This window comes from Streptomyces sp. NPDC028305 (genome assembly GCF_055569495.1).
Map to the genome: position 1 here is coordinate 848,011 of NZ_JBVHTN010000003.1, position 18,927 is coordinate 866,937.

General features: G+C 75.9%; 2 protein-coding genes. Both read left to right on the forward strand.

The window, feature by feature from the left end; all coding sequences use genetic code 11:
* Nucleotides 1–9: 9 nt before the first annotated feature.
* The gene (locus ACZ4WQ_RS15200; protein WP_468022218.1) at nucleotides 10–6,723 is read left to right on the forward strand and encodes an SDR family NAD(P)-dependent oxidoreductase; all 6,714 of its coding nucleotides are present in this window, start codon (nucleotides 10–12) and stop codon (nucleotides 6,721–6,723) included.
* A gap of 188 nt (nucleotides 6,724–6,911) precedes the next feature.
* Nucleotides 6,912–18,908: an SDR family NAD(P)-dependent oxidoreductase gene (locus ACZ4WQ_RS15205; protein ID WP_468022219.1), complete on the forward strand. Its 11,997-nt coding sequence runs from the start codon at nucleotides 6,912–6,914 to the stop codon at nucleotides 18,906–18,908.
* Nucleotides 18,909–18,927: the final 19 nt, after the last annotated feature.

The following is an 18,927-nucleotide window of genomic DNA, read 5'->3' on the forward strand; positions in this document are numbered from 1 at the left end:
GGTGACGACATGGTCAGCGAAGAGAAACTGGTCGAGTACCTGCGCCGGGTCACCACCGAGTTGCACGACGCCAGGACCCGTCTGCGGGAGCTGGAGGAGGGGGAGCAGGAGCCGGTCGCGGTGGTCGGCATGGCCTGCCGCTTCCCCGGCGGGGTGCGGTCCCCCGAGGACCTGCGGCGCCTCGTGCTGTCGGGCGGCGACGCGATCGGCGACTTCCCCACCGACCGCGGCTGGGATCTGGACGGCCTCTTCCACCCGGATCCCGCCAACTTCGGCACCAGCTATGTGAGCCAGGGCGGCTTCCTGCACGACGTCGACCGTTTCGACGCGGGGTTCTTCGGGATCAGCCCGCGCGAGGCGCTGGCAATGGACCCGCAGCAGCGGCTGCTCCTCGAACTGTCGTGGGAGGCGCTGGAGTCCGCCGGGGTGGTGCCCGGCGCCCTGCGCGCCAGCCGGACCGGCGTCTACGTGGGGGTGTCGAGCGAGGACTACATCTCCGGCCTGCCGCGGATCCCGGAGGGCTTCGAGGGCTACGCCACCACGGGCAGCCTCACCAGCGTCATCTCCGGCCGCGTCGCGTACACCTTCGGTTTCGAGGGACCCGCGGTCACCGTGGACACCGCGTGCTCGTCGTCGATGGTGGCCATCCATCTGGCGGGGCAGGCCCTGCGGCAGGGCGAGTGCTCCCTGGCGCTCGCGGGCGGGGTCACCGTGCTGTCCACGCCGCTGATGTTCACCGAGTTCTGCCGGCAGCGTGCGCTGACCCCCGACGCACGGTGCAAGCCGTTCGCGGCCGCCGCCGACGGCACCGGCTTCTCCGAGGGCGCCGGCGTCCTGCTGCTGGAGCGCCTGTCCGACGCGCGGCGCAACGGACACCGCGTCCTGGCCGTGGTGCGCGGCTCGGCCATCAACCAGGACGGCGCGAGCAACGGGCTCACCGCGCCCAACGACGTCGCCCAGGAGAACGTGATCCGGGACGCGTTGGCGCGAGCCGGCCTGTCCGGCGCGGACGTGGACATGGTCGAGGCGCACGGGACCGGCACCCGGCTGGGCGACCCCATCGAGGCGGAGGCGCTGATCGCCACGTACGGGGCGGACCGCCCGGCGGACCGGCCGCTCCACCTCGGCTCGATCAAGTCGAACATCGGCCATACGCACGCGGCGGCCGGGGTCGCGGGCGCCATCAACACCGTGATGGCGCTGCGGGACGGCAAGCTGGCCCGGACCCTGCACATCGACGAGCCGACCCGGCACGTGGACTGGAGCGGTGGCACGGTGCGGCTGCTGACGGAGCCCCGGGACTGGCCGGTGGCCGAGCGGCCGCGCCGGGCGGCGGTGTCGTCGTTCGGCGTCTCCGGCACCAACGCGCATGTGATCCTCGAACAGGCCCCGGACGCCGACGGTCAGACAGATGAGCAGCGGGTCAACGCCGAGAGCGGCGTGGTGCCCTGGCTCGTCTCGGGGCGCACCGAGGCGGCGCTGAGGGACCAGGCCGCGCGACTGGGCGCCTTCCTGACGGCGGACGGGGCGGCGAGTGGCAGCGTCGACGTGGGGTGGTCGCTGGCGACGCGCCGCACGGCGTTCGAGCACCGGGCCGTCGTGGTGGGCCGTGACCGGCCGGACCTCCTGGCCGCTCTCGACGGGCTGGCGGCGGGCGAGCCGGGCCCCGCGGTGGTGCGGGGCGTGGCGGCGGACGTGGGCGCGGGCCCGGTCATGGTGTTCCCCGGGCAGGGGTCGCAGTGGCTCGGTATGGGCGTGGCGCTGCTGGACTCCTCCCCCGTCTTCGCGGCGCGCGTCGCCGCGTGCGAACGGGCTCTGGCCGCGCATGTCGACTGGTCGCTGACCGATGTGCTGCGCGGCGCGGAGGGCGCGGCCGACATCGGCCGGGTCGATGTGGTGCAGCCGGTGCTCTGGGCGGTCATGGTGTCGCTGGCCGCGGTGTGGGAGGCGCACGGCGTGGTACCGGCCGCCGTGGTGGGCCACTCGCAGGGGGAGATCGCGGCGGCGTGTGTCGCGGGCGCGATGACGCTGGAGGACGGCGCCCGGGTGGTGGCGCTGCGGGCGCGGGCGCTGCGGGCGCTGGCCGGGCACGGCGCCATGGCCTCGATGGGCTGTGGCGTCGAGCGCACCGAGGAGCTGACCGCCCTGCACGCGCCGGACGTGGCGGTCGCGGCGGTCAACGGCCCGTCGTCCACGGTGGTGTCCGGGCCGCCGGAGCAGATCGCGAAGCTGGTGGCCGCCGCCCGGGCCGACGGGTTGCGGGCCCGCGCGATCGACGTGGACTACGCCTCGCACGGCCCTCAGGTGGACGGCATCGCCGGCGTGTTGGCCGAGGTGCTCGCCGGGGTGTCCGGCGCCGCGTCCGACACCGCGTCCGATGTCGCCTTCTACTCGACGGTGACCGGTGCCCGTATGGACGCCGTCGGCCTCGACGCCGGCTACTGGTTCACCAACCTGCGGCAGCCGGTGCGTTTCGCCGAGGCGGTCCAGGCGCTGCTGGCGGACGACTACCGGGTGTTCATCGAGGTCAGCGCGCATCCCGTGCTGCTGCTCGGCCTTCAGGAGTGCATCGAGGCGGCGGGCTCCCCGGCCGCGGCCATCGGCACGCTCCGCCGCGACGAGGGCGGCCCGGAGCGGCTGTGCCGGGCGCTGGCCGAGGCGCATGCCGCGGGCGTGGCGGTCGACTGGGCGAGCTGGTACGCCGGGGCGCCCGCGCCCACGGCGGTGCCGCTGCCGTCGTACGCCTTCCAGCGGGAGCGGTACTGGCTGCCGACCGGCGGCGGCACCGGTCCCGGCGATGTGGCGGGGGCCGGGCTCACCGCGGTCGGACACGCGCTGCTCCCGGTGGCCGTGGGTCTGGCCGACGGCGGCCTGCTGCTCAGCGGGCGGCTGCCGGAGGCGGCGCGCGGCGGCTGGCCGGCCGAACACATCGTCGCGGGCCTGCCGTTGCTGCCCGGCGCGATGCTGGTCGAGTGGGTGCTGCGGGCGGCCGACGAGGCGGGCTGCGGCGGCGTCGAGGAGCTGGCGCTCCAGGTCCCGGTGGCGCTTCCCGCCTCGGGCGGGCTGGTGGTCCAGGTGGTCGTGGACGCCACGGAGGTCGACGGGCGCCGTCCAGTGCGGGTCTTCTCCCGGCCCGAGGGGGACTCCGGCGGGCCGGACACCTGGATCTGCCATGCCGTGGGCACGCTGCTCCCCGGCGCGGACGGGCCGCTCCCGGCGCCGGAGCCGGGCGGGGCGTGGCCGCCGCCGGGGGCACGCCCGGTGGCGATCGAGGGTTTCTACGAGCGGGCCGCGGCGGCGGGTTACGGCTACGGGACGGTGTTCCGGGGGCTGCGGAGCGTATGGCGCGACGGCGAGGACACGCTGGCGGAGGTGGTGCTGCCCGAGGAGGCGGCGGACCAGGCGGGCGGCTTCGGTATCCACCCCGCCCTGCTCGACGCGGCGATGCAGCCGGTGCTGCTGACCGGTCACCTGGACACCGCCGCGCCGGGCGCCGACGCGGGGCGCGCGGCGGTGCTGCTCCCGTTCGCCTGGAGCGGGGTGCGGCTGTGGGCGGGTGGCGCCACGCGGCTCAGGGTCCGGCTGTCGCCGCGGCCGGGCGGGCTGCGGGTGCTGCTGGCCGACGCCACGGGCTCCCTGGTGCTGACCGCGGACGCGGTCGCGCTCCGCGAGACCGACGGCCGTCAGCTGCGCGCGGCGAGCCGTGCGCGGGGGCCGCACGGGCTGTTCGCGGTGGAGTGGACGCCCCTTCCCGCTGCGGCGGTTGAAGAGGCCGGGGCTGTTCCGGTGACACTTGCGGTGGTGGGCAATGACGCCCAGGGCCCCCCGGGCCTGGCCGATGCCGCCCGTTACGCCGATCTCGACGCGCTGTGCCACGCCGTGGACGGCGGCGCCCCCGTCCCGGATGTCGTCGTCGCCCCGGTGCGGACCGGCCCGGACCCGGCGGGGGCGGACACGGGCCTGGCCACCGCGCGCCGGACACTGGCGCTCGCTCAGCGGTGGCTGGCCGCCGGGAGCATGGCCGAGGGCGCACGGCTGGCCGTGGTCACGCGTTCTGGGGTGCGGGCCGGTGGCGCCGGCGAGGAGCCGGTGGACCCCGCCGCGGCAGCGGTGTGGGGGCTCGTACGCAGCGCCCAGACGGAACACCCGGGGCGTTTCCTCCTCATCGACACCGGCTGCGACACCGGCTGCGACGCCGACACCGGACTGGCCGAAGCGGTACGGGAGGCAGTACGCGCCGACGAGCCGCAGCTCGCGCTGCGGGGCGGGCGGGCCCTGGTGCCCCGCATGGCCCGGGCGGACACGGAGCCGGAGCTGACGGCCCCTCCGGGCGAGCGGGCCTGGCGTGTGGTGGCCGGAAAGACCGGCCCGGACGACCTCACCACGGCCCCCAGCCCCGGGGCCTCGGCCCCGCTCGCGCCCGGCGAGGTGCGGATCGCCGTGCGCGCCGCCGGTCTCAACTTCCGCGACGCGCTGATCGCCCTGGACATGTACCCGGACGCCGAGGCGTCGATCGGCAACGAGGGCGCCGGGGTCGTCGTGGAGGTGTCCGACGGGGTGACCGGCGTGGCCGTGGGCGACCGTGTGATGGGCCTGTTCGACGGTGCGTTCGGCCCTGTGACGGTGGCCGATGCCCGGATGGTCGCCCCCGTGCCGCACGGCTGGAGCCTGCGGGAGGCCGCGGCCGCCCCGGTGGCCTTCCTCACCGCCTGGTACGGCCTGGTGGAGCTGGGCGGGCTGCGCCCGGGCGAGACCGTGCTGATCCACGGCGCGACCGGCGGAGTGGGCATGGCCGCCGTCCAAGTGGCCCGGCATCTGGGCGCGGAGGTGTTCGCCACGGCGAGCCCCGCGAAGCACCCGGTGCTGGAGGGCATGGGCGTGGACGCCGCACACCGGGCGTCCTCTCGGGACCTGGAGTTCGAGGCGGTGTTCTCGGCGGCGACCGGCGGCCGGGGCGTCGACCTCGTCCTCAACAGCCTGGCCGGGGAGTTCACCGACGCCTCGCTGCGGCTGCTCGCGCCCGGCGGCCGGCTGATCGAGATGGGCAAGACGGACGTACGCGACCCGGAGCGGGTCGCGCGGGACCACTCCGTGGCGTACCGGGCGTTCGACCTGATCGCGGACGCCGGTCCGGAGCACATCGGGCGGCTGCTGGCCGCCGTGGGCGAGCGGTTCGCCGCCGGCGCGTTCACGCCCCTGCCCGTCACCGCGTGGCGGCTCGGCCAGGTCAGGCAGGCGCTTCGGCAGCTCAGCCAGGCCCGGCACACCGGCAAGCTGGTGCTGGACGTGGCGCCCGCGCCGGACCCGGACGGCACGGTGCTGATCACGGGCGGCACCGGCACCCTCGGCGGCCTGATCGCCGAACACCTGGTGCGCTCGGGCGGGGTTCGGCATCTGCTGCTGCTCGGCCGGCGCGGCCCCGACGCCCCGGGCGCGGCGGAGCTGACGGCCCGGCTCACCGAACTCGGCGCACGGGTGCGGGTGGCCGCGGTGGACGTCGGGGACGCCGACGCGCTGGGTGAAGCAATCGCGGGGATCGACCCGGCGCATCCGCTCACCGGGGTCGTCCACGCGGCGGGTGTGGTGGCGGACGCGATGCTGCCCGCGCAGGACGAGCAGCGCATGGCCGAGGCCTGGGCGGCCAAGGCCGCGGCGGCGGCCCATCTGCACCGCGCGACGGCCGGGCTGCCGCTGGGCATGTTCGTGTTGTTCTCCTCGTTCGCGTCCACCCTCGGCACCCCTGGGCAGGCCAACTACGCGGCCGCCAACGCCTTCTGCGACGCCCTGGTCGAGCGGCGCCACGCCGAGGGTCTGCCGGGCGTGTCGGTGAGCTGGGGCCTGTGGTCCACCGCGAGCGGGCTCACCGGAGGGCTGACCGAGTCGGACGTGGCGCGGATCGCCCGGCAGGGCATCGTTCCGAACAGCGCCGAGCAGGGGCAGGAGCTGTTCGACGCGGCGGTGGAGCACGGCCGGCCGGCGCTGCTCGCGCTGAACCTGGACACCCGGGCGCTGGCCGCGCAGCCCCTCGCGGCCCTGCCCGTGCCGCTGCGCGCCCTGGCAGCGGAGGCGTCGGCGGCGGGGGCCCGCTCCGGCGGGCCGGGGGGCGCGGCGCGGCCGACCGCGGCGGCGGGCGAGGAGCCCGGCGGCTGGGCGGCCCGGCTGGGCGGTCTCGCCCCGGCCGAACAGCGCCGCCTGCTCACCGATCTGATCCGCAAACACGCCGCCACCGTGCTCGGACACGCCGACCCCGACGCCGTACCGGCGGACGCGGCGTTCAAGGAGCTCGGGTTCGACTCGCTGACCGCCGTCGAGCTGCGCAACCGCGTCACGGCCGCCACCGGGGTACGGCTGGCCGCCACCGTCGTCTTCGACTACCCGGAGCCGGTGGCGCTGGCCGAGCATCTGCGCGGCCGACTGGCCCCCGAGGAGGCGGCGGCGACCGCGCCCGACCTCTACGCGCCCGTGCTCAGTCGGCTGACGGGTCTGGAGGAGACGCTGACGGCGCTCACCGCGTCCGGTGCGAACGGCGGCGCGAACGGCGGTGTGAACGGCGCCGGAGGGGCCGACCCCGGCGCGGTGACGGCGCGTCTGGAGTCGCTGCTGGCCGCCTGGAAGGCGGCCCACGCCCCGGGCCGGAACGGCGGCAGCGCGGCCGAGCGGCTCGAAGCCGCGACGACCGACCAGGTCCTCGACTTCATCGACAAGGAACTCGGAGTGCAATGAGCCCGGTCTGGCACGAACGCCGAGAGAGCCCGAGAAGCCTCGACGAGCGCGGCAGGCGAAGTGAGCGTGTCTTGGCGCGCTGTGCGGGCTGGACTGAGGAGCCGCGCAGCGACGAAGGAGCGAGCAGTGACGAAGGAAGCCCGCGCGTTGAAGCGCGCCAAGACTGAGCGGGTGGGGAGGGACATGCCGTGACCGCAGAGACCAACGAAGAGCGGCTGGTCGACTACCTCAAGCGGGTCGCCGCCGATCTGCACGACACCCGGGCGCGGCTGCGCGAGGTCGAGGACGGGCAGCGGGAGCCGGTGGCCATCGTGGCGATGGCCTGCCGCTACCCCGGCGGGGTGGCCTCGCCCGAGGACCTGTGGGACCTGGTCGCCGCCCGCCGGCACGCGATGACCGCGTTTCCGGACAACCGCGGCTGGGACCTGGAGCGGCTGTTCCACCCTGACCCCGACCACCCGGGCACCAGCTACGCCCGCGAGGGCGGCTTCCTGCACGACGCCGACCTGTTCGACCCGGAGTTCTTCGGCATCAGCCCCCGGGAGGCCGCCGCGATCGACCCGCAGCAGCGGCTGCTGCTGGAGGTGGCCTGGGAGGCGCTGGAGCGGGCGGGCATCGCGCCCGGGTCGCTGAAGGGCGCGCCCGTCGGCGTGTACGCGGGCACCGCCCTGCCCGGCTTCGGCACCCCGCACATCGACCGGGCCGCGGAGGGCTATCTGGTCACCGGCAACGCGCCCAGTGTGCTGTCCGGCCGGGTGGCGTACACCCTGGGTCTGGAGGGGCCCGCGGTCACGGTGGACACGGCGTGTTCCTCGTCGCTGGTGGCGATGCACCTCGCCGCGCAGGCGCTGCGTCAGGGCGAGTGCGAACTGGCGCTGGCGGGCGGGGTGACGGTCATGACCACTCCTTACGTGTTCACGGAGTTCGCGCGGCAGCGGGGGCTGGCGGCGGACGGCCGGTGCAAGGCCTTCTCCGAGGGGGCCGACGGCACCGCGTTCGCCGAGGGCGTGGGGCTGCTGGTGCTGGAGCGGCTGTCGGACGCCCGGCGCAACGGTCACCGCGTCCTGGCCGTGGTGCGCGGCTCGGCGATCAACCAGGACGGCGCGAGCAACGGGCTGACCGCGCCCAACGGACTGTCGCAGCAGCGCGTCATCCGGCAGGCGCTGGCCGGCGCCCGGCTCGCTCCGGCGGACGTGGACGCGGTCGAGGCACACGGCACCGGCACGACACTGGGCGATCCCATCGAGGCCCAGGCGCTGCTGGCCACGTACGGTCAGGAGCGGCCCGCGGACCGGCCGCTGTGGCTGGGCGCGGTCAAGCCGAACATCGGACACACCCAGGGCGCGGCGGGTGTCGCGGGCGTGATCAAGATGGTCATGGCGCTGCGGAACGCCTCGCTGCCCGCCCTCCTGAACGCCGACCGGCCCACGCCCGTGGTCGACTGGGACGGCGGAGCGGTGCGGCTGCTGGCCGAGCCGGTCGCGTGGCCGACCGGGGAGCGGCGGCGCCGGGCCGGTGTGTCGTCCTTCGGCATCAGCGGCACCAACGCGCATCTGATTCTCGAAGAGGCACCGCCCCTGCCGGACACGGACACGGAGCTGCCCGCGGGTACGCCGCCACGCCCGGAGGGCGCCGCCGTGCCGTGGGTGCTCTCCGCGCGCGGCGCGGCGCCGCTGGGCACGCAGGCCGCAGCGCTCGCCGAACACCTCGCCGCGCGCCCGGACCTCCCGGTCGACGCGGTGGGCTGGTCGCTGGCCGCCACCCGGTCCGCGCTCGACCACCGCGCCGTCGTCCTGGGCACGGACCGCGAGGAGCTGTGTGCCCGGCTCGCCGAGCTCGCCGAGGGGCGTACACATCCCGATGTGACGCGGGCGTCCGCCCCGGCGCGGCTCGGTGGCAGCGCGTTCCTCTTCACCGGGCAGGGCAGCCAGCGCCCCGGCATGGGCGCCCGGCTGTACCGGACCTATCCGGTGTTCGCCGCCGCGTTCGACGAGGCGTGTGCGGCGCTGGACCCCCACCTGGGGCGTTCGCTGCGGGAGTTGGTGTTCGCGCCCGCCGACGGGGACGGGGACGAGGCCGGTCCGCTGGACGCGACGGGGGTGACGCAGGCCGCGCTGTTCGCGGTCGAGGTCGCCCTGTACCGGCTGGTGGAGTCGTTCGGCGTGGTGCCCGGCTATCTGGCGGGGCACTCGGTCGGCGAGCTGGTCGCCGCGCACATCGCCGGGGTGCTGTCGCTGCCGGACGCGGCGCGGCTGGTGGCCGCCCGCGGGCGGCTGATGCAGGCGCTGCCGGAAGGTGGCGCGATGATCGCGCTGGAGGCCGCCGAGGAAGAGGTGGCGCCGCTGCTCGCCGGACGGGCCGACCGGGTGGCGCTGGCGGCCGTCAACGCGCCGACGTCGGTGGTGGTGTCGGGCGACGAGGAGGTGGTCGAGGAGGTCGCCCGCGCGATACGGGAGCGCGGACACCGGACCCGGCGGCTGCGGGTCGGCCACGCCTTCCACTCGCCGCGGATCGATCCGATGCTGGAGGAGTTCCGGCGGGTCGCCGCCTCGCTGACGTACGCCCCGCCGCGGATCGCGGTCGTCTCGAACGTGACCGGCGCGCTGGCCGGCGCCGAGCAGCTGTGCGACCCCGACTACTGGGTGCGGCACGCGCGGCAGCCGGTGCGGTTCCGCGACGGCATCGCCGCCCTGCGCGCGGAGGGCGTCACCCGCTTCCTGGAACTCGGCCCGGACGCCGTGCTCACCACCATGGCCCGCGACTGCCTGGCAGCGGAAGGTGCCGGCGGAGGATCGGGGGGCGCGGGCGCGCCGGTGCTCGCCGCGGCGCTGCGCGGCGGCCGCGAGGAGTCCCGTACGCTGCTGACCGCGCTCGCGCGGCTCCATGTGGACGGCGAGACCGTCGACTTCGCCGCCGCCTTCCCGCCGGGGACCCCGGCCACCGACCTGCCCGGCTACCGCTTCGACCGCCGCCGCTACTGGCGGGACGCCCCGCAAGCGGAGGCGGACGTACGGGCCGCCGGGCTCGAGGCGAGCGACCACCCTCTGCTGCGCGCCGCGCTCGAACCGGCGGACGGCGGGTTGCTGCTGACCGGCCGGCTGTCGCTGCGCGGTCAGCCCTGGCTGGCCGACCACGCCATCGTGGACGCGGTGCCGCTGCCCGGCACGCTCTTCGTGGAACTCGCGCTCCAGGCGGGCGAACGGACCGGCTGCGACCGGATCGCGGACCTCACCCTGGAGGCGCCACTGCTGCTGCCCCCGGTGGGGGCGGTGGATCTCCAGGTCGCCGTCGGGGCCGCCGACCAGGCCGGCCGGCGGGCCGTCACCGTCTACTCGCGCCCGTCCGGCGGCGGCGCCGAGGCGTCGGACGGTGCCGATGAGCCGTACGGACCCTGGCACCGGCACGCCACCGCCACGCTGACCGCCGCGGGGACCAGTGCCACTCCCGAGCCCGCGGCGCCGCCTGCCCCGTGGCCACCGGCCGGGGCGGAAGAGGTCGACGTGGCCGGGTTGTACGAGCGGCTGGCCGACGAGGGCTACCGCTACGGACCTGCGTTCACCGGGCTGCGCGCGGCGTGGCGAGTCGGCGAGGAGATGTTCGCCGAGGTGAGCCTGGACCCCGGCCTGCGGAACGACGGCCGGGCGTACGCCGTCCACCCCGCCCTCCTCGACGCCGCCCTGCACCCGATCGGCGCGCTGTTCACCGGCGAGGACCAGGCGGGCGGCGCGCCGGGCACGGTCCGGCTGCCGTTCTCCTTCGGCGGTGTGCGGCTGTCGGCGCGCGGCGCGTCCCGGCTGCGGGTCCGCATCACGCCGACCGGGCCGGACAGCGTGGCCATGCGGCTGTCCGACGACGCCGGCGCAGAGGTCGCCACGGTCGACGCCCTCACGCTGCGCACCGTCTCCGCCGAGCGGTGGCGGTCCGGGGCGGCGCAGGCCGACCGTTCGCTGTACCGGCTGGACTGGGAGCCCTTCGCGCTGCCCGCCGCCGTGCCGACGGCGACGGCGGGCCGCTGGGGCGTGGTCGACGCGAACGGCACGGACCGGACCGACGGCGCCACCGCCGCGCTGCCCGACGAGCACGTGGCGCGCCATCCGGACCTCGCCGCGCTGAGCGCCTCGGTCGCCGCCGGGGCCCCGGCCCCCGACCTGATCGCCATGGGCTGCCTCTGCGCCCCCGATGGCGACGCGCCGCCCGCCCGGGTGCGCGCAGCCACGCACCACGTACTCGCGTGGCTGCGGGAGTGGCTGGCGGACGACGCCCTCGCCACCGGCCGTCTGGTGGTGCTCACTACGGGAGCCATCGCCGCCGACCCGGCCGACGCTCCGGCCGACCTGGCGGGCGCCGCGATGCTGGGCCTGCTGCGCGCCGCGCAGGCCGAACACCCGGGGCGGATCGTGCTGGTGGACACGGATGACAGCCCGGCGTCCCGGGACGCGCTGGCGGCGGCGGTCGCGGCCGCCACGGCCGCGGGCGAGTCGCAACTGGCGCTCCGCGACGGGCGGGTGCTGGTGCCCCGGCTGGTCGCGGCGCTCCCCGACGAGGACACGGCGCCGACGGCGTTCGACCCCGAGGGCACCGTACTGGTGACCGGCGGCACCGGCTCGCTCGGCCGGCTGCTCGCCCGGCACCTCGTCGAAACCCACGGTGTCCGGCATCTGCTGCTGGTCAGCCGCAGCGGTCCGGCCGCCGAGGGCATCGACGCGTTCGCGGCCGCGCTCGGGGCCGACGTACGCGTCGAGAGCTGTGACACCTCCGACCCCGAGGCGCTGGCCGCGCTGCTCGCCACCGTCCCCGCCGAGCACCCGCTGACGTCGGTCGTGCACACCGCGGGCGTGCTCGACGACGGCGTGGTCACCTCGCTGACGCCCGGCCAACTCGACGCCGTCCTGGCGCCGAAGGTGGACGCGGCCTGGCATCTGCACCGGCTGACCGAGGGCGCGGGCCTCGCCTCGTTCGTGCTGTTCTCCTCCGCCGCCTCGGTGCTCGGCAGCGGCGGGCAGGGCAACTACGGCGCGGCGAACGCGTTCCTCAACGCCCTCGCCGAACACGTGCGCGCGGCGGGCGGCCGGGCGACCTCGCTGGCCTGGGGCCTGTGGGGGGTGGACGAGGGGATGACCGAACACCTCGCCACCGCGGATCTGGCCCGGATGGCGCGTTCGGGCACCGCCGCGATGTCCGGGGAGCAGGGCCTGGCCCGGTTCGACGCGGCGCTCGCCACCGCGCCGCCCGTGCTGGTCCCGGCCAGGTTCGAACTCGCCGTGCTGCGCGAGCAGGCCGCCGCCGGAACGCTGCCCCCGCTGCTGCGCCGCCTCGTGCGCGTCCCGGTGCGTACGGCGCGTACGGCCGCGCCGGACGCCGTGTCCCCCTCCTGGGCCGGGCGGCTGGCCGGGCTGCCGGAGGCCGAGCAGGACCAGGTGATCGGCGAGCTGATACGCGACCGGATCGCCGCCGTCCTGGCCCTCCCCGAGCCGGAAACCCTCGAACTGGGCCGGACCTTCCAGCAGCTCGGCCTCGACTCGCTGACCGCGCTGGAGCTGCGCAACGCGATCCACGAAGCCACCGGCGTCCGCCTGCCGGCCACCGCGGTCTTCGACTACCCGACGCCCGAGACCCTGGTGAGCCATCTGCGCACCGAACTGCTCGGCGCCACCGCGGCCGCCGCGCCGCTGCCGCCGGGAGCGGGCGCGCCGACCCGGGCCGGAGACGCCGACGACCCCGTCGTGATCGTCGGCATGGCCTGCCACTACCCGGGCGATGTGCACTCCCCGGACGGGCTGTGGCGGCTGGTCGCCGACGGGGTGGACGCGATCGGGCCGTTCCCCGAGGACCGCGGCTGGGACGTGGCCGGGCTGTACGACCCCGACCCCGAGCGGACGGGCAAGAGCTACGCCAGGGAGGGCGGCTTTCTGCACCAAGCCGCCCTTTTCGACGCGGAGTTCTTCGGGATCAGCCCCCGGGAGGCGCTGGCCACCGACCCGCAGCAGCGGCTGCTGCTGGAGACGGCGTGGCAGGCGTTCGAGCACGCCCGCATCGATCCGGTGGCGCTGCGCGGCAGCCGGACGGCGGTGGTCACCGGCATCATGTACGACGACTACGGCGCGCGGTTCCTCGGCCGGATCCCGGAGGGGTACGAGGGCCAGATCATGACGGGCTCCACGCCGAGCGTGGCGTCCGGCCGGGTGGCCTACACCTTCGGTCTGGAGGGGCCGACGCTCACGGTGGACACGGCGTGTTCGTCGTCGCTGGTGGCAATGCACCTCGCCGCGCAGGCGCTGCGGCAGGGTGAGTGCGATCTGGCGCTCGCGGGCGGGGTGACGGTGATGGCCACGCCGAACACGTTCGTCGAGTTCTCCCGGCAGCGCGGCCTGGCCCCGGACGGGCGGTGCAAGCCGTTCGCCGCAGCCGCCGACGGCACCGGCTGGAGCGAGGGCGCCGGGCTGCTGGTGCTGGAGCGGCTGTCGGACGCCCGGCGCAACGGGCACCGGGTGCTCGCGATCCTGCGGGGCTCGGCGATCAACCAGGACGGCGCGAGCAACGGCCTGACCGCGCCCAACGGCCCCTCGCAGCAGCGCGTCATCCGCCAGGCCCTGGCCACGGCCGGATTGGATCCGGCGGACGTGGACGCCGTCGAGGCCCACGGCACGGGCACGACCCTGGGCGACCCGATCGAGGCACAGGCCCTCCTCGCCACCTACGGACAGAACCGCCCCGAGGACCGGCCCCTGTGGCTGGGCTCGATCAAGTCCAACATCGGCCACACCCAGGCCGCCGCCGGTGCCGCCGCTGTCATCAAGATGGTGATGGCCCTGCGCCACGGCCACCTCCCGGCCACCCTGCACGTGGACGAGCCCAGCCCGCACGTCGACTGGGCCACCGGAAACGTCCGCCTCCTCACCGAGGCCGCCCAGTGGCCCGACACCGACCGGCCGCGCCGCGCCGCCGTCTCCTCCTTCGGCATCTCCGGCACCAACGCCCACCTCATCCTCGAACAAGCCCCCGAACAGCCCGAGCCGGAGCGCACCTCCCGGCCCGGCGTCCTGCCCCTCGTGCTCTCCGCGCGCACCGCCGAAGCGCTGCGCGCCCAGGCCTCGAACCTGGCCACACGACTCCCCCACACCGAGCCGGCCGAGGTGGGCTGGTCGTTGGCGACGACGCGGTCGTCGTTCGAGCACCGGGCCGTGATCGTGGGCGACGACCGGGACTCGCTGCTGGCCGGGTTGGAGAGGCTGGCCGCCGACGAGCCCGACCCGGCGGTCGTGGCGGGAACGGCCATCGCGGCGCCCGCCGGCCCGGTGTTCGTCTTCCCGGGCCAGGGGTCGCAGTGGCGGGGCATGGGCGTGGAGCTGCTGGACGGCTCACCGGTGTTCGCGGCGCGGATCGCGGAGTGCGAGCGAGCCCTGGCGCCGTACGTGGACTGGTCACTCACCGCCGTGCTGCGCGGCGCGGACACCGACACCGACACCGACCCCCAGCGCGTCGATGTCGTCCAGCCCACCCTCTGGGCCGTGATGGTCTCCCTCGCCGCCCTCTGGCAACACCTCGGGGTCACCCCCGCCGCCGTCATCGGCCACTCCCAGGGCGAGATCGCCGCCGCCTGCGTGGCCGGAGCCCTCACCCTCGACGACGCCGCCAAGGTCGTGGCCCTGCGCAGCCGGGCCCTGCGCGCCCTGGCCGGCCAGGGCACCATGGCCTCCCTCACCCTCGGCGCCGACGACACCACCCGGCTCCTGGAGGAGCTGGGCGACCAGGCCGACGATGTCACCCTGGCCGCCGCCAACGGCCCTGCCACCACGGTCGTCTCGGGCGCGATGGCGCAGATCGCCACCGTCCTGGCGGCCGCCGAGGCCCGTGGCGCGCGGACCCGCACCATCGATGTGGACTACGCCTCCCACAGCCCCCATGTCGACCGCATCCGCGAGGACATCGTCTCCGCCCTGGGCGAGCTGACGCCCGCCGCGTCGGACATCGCCTTCTACTCCACGGTGACCGCCGAGCGTCTCGACACCGCCGGGCTCGACACCGACTACTGGTTCACCAACCTCCGCAGGCCGGTCCGCTTCACCGACACCCTCGCCGCCCTCCTGGACCGCGGACACCGCCACTTCGTCGAGGTGAGCCCGCACCCCGTCCTCGCCCCCGGGATGCAGGACGCCTTCGAGGCGGCGGACATCTCCGCCGCCACCATCCCCACCCTCCGCCGCGACCAGGGCGGGCCCCGCCGGCTCGCCCAGGCCGTCGCCGCCGCGCACACCGCCGGGCTCGCCGTGGCCTGGGACGTCTGGTATCCCGCCGACCCGCCACCGCGCACCACCGACCTGCCCACCTACGCCTTCCAACGGCGGCGCTACTGGCTGGGCATGGACGGCGGCCCGGGCGATCTGCGGAGCGCCGGGCTCACCTCGGTGGCGCACGCCCAGCTCGGCGCGGCGGTCGAACTGGCCGACGGCGGGCTGGTGATGACCGGGCGGCTCCCCGCCGCCGGGGGCGGCGGCTGGCTCGCCGACCACGTCGTCGCCGGCACTCCCCTGGTGCCGGGCGCGGCCCTGGTGGAGTGGGTGCTGCGGGCGGCCGACGAGGCGGGCTGCGGCGGAATCGAGGAGCTCGCCCTCCACATCCCGATGACGCTGCCCGCGTCCGGCGGGCTGCGGGTCCAGGTCGTGGTGGACGCGCCCGGCGAGGAGGGCCGCCGCGAGGTGCGGGTGCACTCCCGCCCGGACGCGGACGACGGCGCGTCGCCCTGGACCTGCCACGCCACCGGACACCTCGCCCCGACGACCCCGACGGCGCCGGGCGTGCCGGACGCGGCGTTTACGGGGACGTGGCCGCCACCCGACGCCGAGCCGGTGGACGTGTCCGACTTCTACGGCCGCGCCGAGGCGATCGGCTACGGCTACGGCCCGGCCTTCCGGGGCCTGACCGCCGCCTGGCGGCAGGGCGCCGACCTGCTCGCGGAGGTCGTGCTGCCCGAGGCGGCCCACGAGGGCGCCGACGGGTTCTCCCTCCACCCCGCGCTGCTGGACGCTGCCCTGCACCCCATGGCGCTGGACGGCCAGGGCGACGACGGGCAACTGCGGCTGCCGTTCGCGTGGGGCGGCGTGTCGCTGTGGGCCACCGGCGCCCGCGCGGTGCGGGTCCGTATGTCGCCGCTCGAGCACGGCTTCCGGCTCATGGTGGCCGACGCGGCCGGCGATACGGTGCTCAGCGCCGACTCCGTGGTCGTACGCCCGACAAGCGCGCGGCAGTTGCGCGAGGCGGGCGCGCGGCGGGTGGACGGGCTGTACGAGGTGGCGTGGGCGCCCCTGCCGCCCCTGGAGGCGGAGTCGGACGCGATGGCGCCGGGGTGGGCGGTCTTGGAGGGCGGCCCGCTCCCGTTCGACTCGGCAGATTCTGAGCTGCCCCACTACGCCGACCTCGACGCCCTGTTCGCCGCCCACGACGCGGGCGGGGACACGCCCCACACGGTGCTCGTCGGCGTGCCCGCGGCCGAGGGCGGCGACGAGCCGTCCGCCGCCGCGCCGGCCGTGGTGACGGGTGTGCTGGCGTCGGCGCGGCGGTGGCTGGAGAGGCCGGAGCTCGCCGAGGCTCGGCTGGTGCTCGTCACCCGTGGCGCGGTGGCGGCCGGGGATGCCGACGACGGCCCCGGGGCCGCCCGGCCCGACCCGGCGGCGGCGGCCGTGTGGGGCCTGGTGCGCAGCGCCCAGGCGGAGAACCCGGGCCGCTTCGTGCTGTGCGACATCGACGACGACGCGGGGCCCGAGCAGGTACGGGGCGCCGTCACGCGGGCTGTGGCGCTCGACGAACCGCAGGTGGCGGTGCGCGGAGGAGGCGTGCTGGCGCCACGGCTGGAACGGGCGGCGGCAGCGGAGTTGGCGCCGCCGCCGGGCGAACCGGCCTGGCGGTTGGCGTCCGACGGCACCGGCACCGTCGACAGCGTGTCGGTCGTGGCCTGCCCCGAGGTCTTGGAGCCGCTGGCGCCGGGTCAGGTGCGCATCGGCGTGCGCGCCGCGGGCATCAACTTCCGCGATGTGCTGATCGTGCTCGGGATGTACCCGGACGAAGGGGTGTTCCGCGGCAGCGAGGGCGCGGGCGTGGTGCTCGACGTGGCGCCGGACGTCACGTCGGTGGCCGTCGGCGACCAGGTGTTCGGGCTGTTCGAGGGCGCCTTCGGACCGGTCGCCGTCGCCGACGCGCGCGCCGTGGTGCCGATCCCGCCCGGCTGGACGGACCAGCAGGCCGCGGCCGTCCCGACGACGTTCCTGACGGCCTGGTACGGGCTGGTGGACCTCGCTGGACTCACACCGGGCGAATCGGTCCTCATCCACGCCGCCACCGGCGGCGTGGGCACGGCGGCCGTGCAGATCGCCCGCCACCTGGGCGCCGAGGTCTACGCCACCGCGAGCCCCGCCAAACACCACGTCCTGGAGGCCATGGGCATCGACGAGACCCACCGCGCCTCCTCCCGCGACCTCGACTTCGAGGACACCTTCCCGACCGTCGACGTGGTCCTCAACAGCCTGGCAGGCGAGTTCACCGACGCCTCCCTGCGGCTGCTGGGCGACGGCGGCCGGTTCATCGAGATGGGCAAGACCGACAAGCGCGACGCCGAGGAGATCGCCGCAACGTACCCGGGTGTCCGCTACCGCTTCTACGACCTGGTTCCGGACGCCGGTCTGGACCGGGTCGCGGAGATGCTGGGCACGCTGGCCGACCTCTTCACCCAGGGGACCCTGACCCCGCCCCCGGTGCAGGCATGGCCCCTGACCAGGGCGCGTCAGGCGCTGCGCCATATGAGCCAGGCCAAACACACCGGCAAACTCGTCCTGGACATCCCCCGCACCCTCGACCCCCACGGCACGGTCCTGATCACCGGCGGCACCGGCACCCTCGGCGCCCTCATCGCCGAACACCTCGTCACCACCCACCACATCACCCACCTCCACCTCCTCAGCCGACGCGGCCCCCACGCCCCCGGCGCCCAACAACTCACCGACAAACTCACCGCCCTCGGCGCCACCGTCCACATCACCGCCACCGACACCTCGGACCTCCCCGCCCTGCGGCAGATCATCGACACCATCGACCCCGCCCACCCCCTCACCGGCGTCATCCACACCGCGGGGGCTCTGGACGACGCGGTGCTGACCGCGCAGACCGCAGAGCGGCTGGCGCCGGTCTGGGCGGCGAAGGCGACGTCCGCGGCTCATCTGCACCGGGCCACCGAGCACCTCCCCCTCGCCATGTTCGTCGTCTTCTCCTCCGCCGCAGGCACCCTCGGCACCGCCGGGCAGGCCAACTACGCCGCCGCCAACGCCTACTGCGACGCCCTCGCCACCCGGCGGCGCCACGCCGGTCTCACCGGCGTGTCCATCGCCTGGGGCCTGTGGGCCGCCACCAGCGATATGACGGGCCGGCTCACCGAGGCCGACCACGCGCGGATGAGCCGCACCGGCTTCACCCCGCTGTCCACCCCGATGGCGCTGGCGCTGTTCGACGCCGCCCTGCGACACGGCGGCGCGGCTCCGCTGGCGCTCGACCTCGATCCGCGTACGCTCGGCGCCCAGCCGTCCGACGCCGTGCCCGCCCTGCTCCGCACGATCGCGGCGGCCGGAGCGCCCGTACGGCGCACCGCGGCCGCCGCCCGGTCCACCGACTGGGCGGGCCGTCTGGCGGCGCTCTCCGACGCGGAGCGCCACCGCGAGCTGGTGAACCTGGTGCGTACGCACGCGGCGACGGTGCTGGGCCACAGCGACCCGGCTGCCGTGCGGGCGGACACCTCGTTCAAGGAGCTGGGGTTCGACTCGCTGACCGCCGTCGAGCTGCGCAACCGGCTCTCGGCCGCGACCGGGCTGCGGCTGCCCGCCGCCCTCGTCTTCGACTATCCCGACGCGGAGACCATGGCCCGCTATCTGGACCAGAAGCTCGCCCCCGCGGACCGGACGCCCGGCGCGGCGGTGGACCGTCTCGGTTCCGTGCTGGGCGACTTGGCAAGGCTCGAGTCCACCTTGACCGGCCACGCCATGGACGGGAAGGCCCGCGAGACGGTCGCGGGCCGGCTCCACGCTCTGCTGTCCCTGCTGGAGGGCGGCACGGCCGGGGCCAAGGACATCGACGGCGAGGCGCTGGAGTCGGCCTCGGACGACGAGATGTTCGCGCTCATCGACCAGCAACTGGGCTCGTCCTGACGAGGAGTGGGGGAGGACC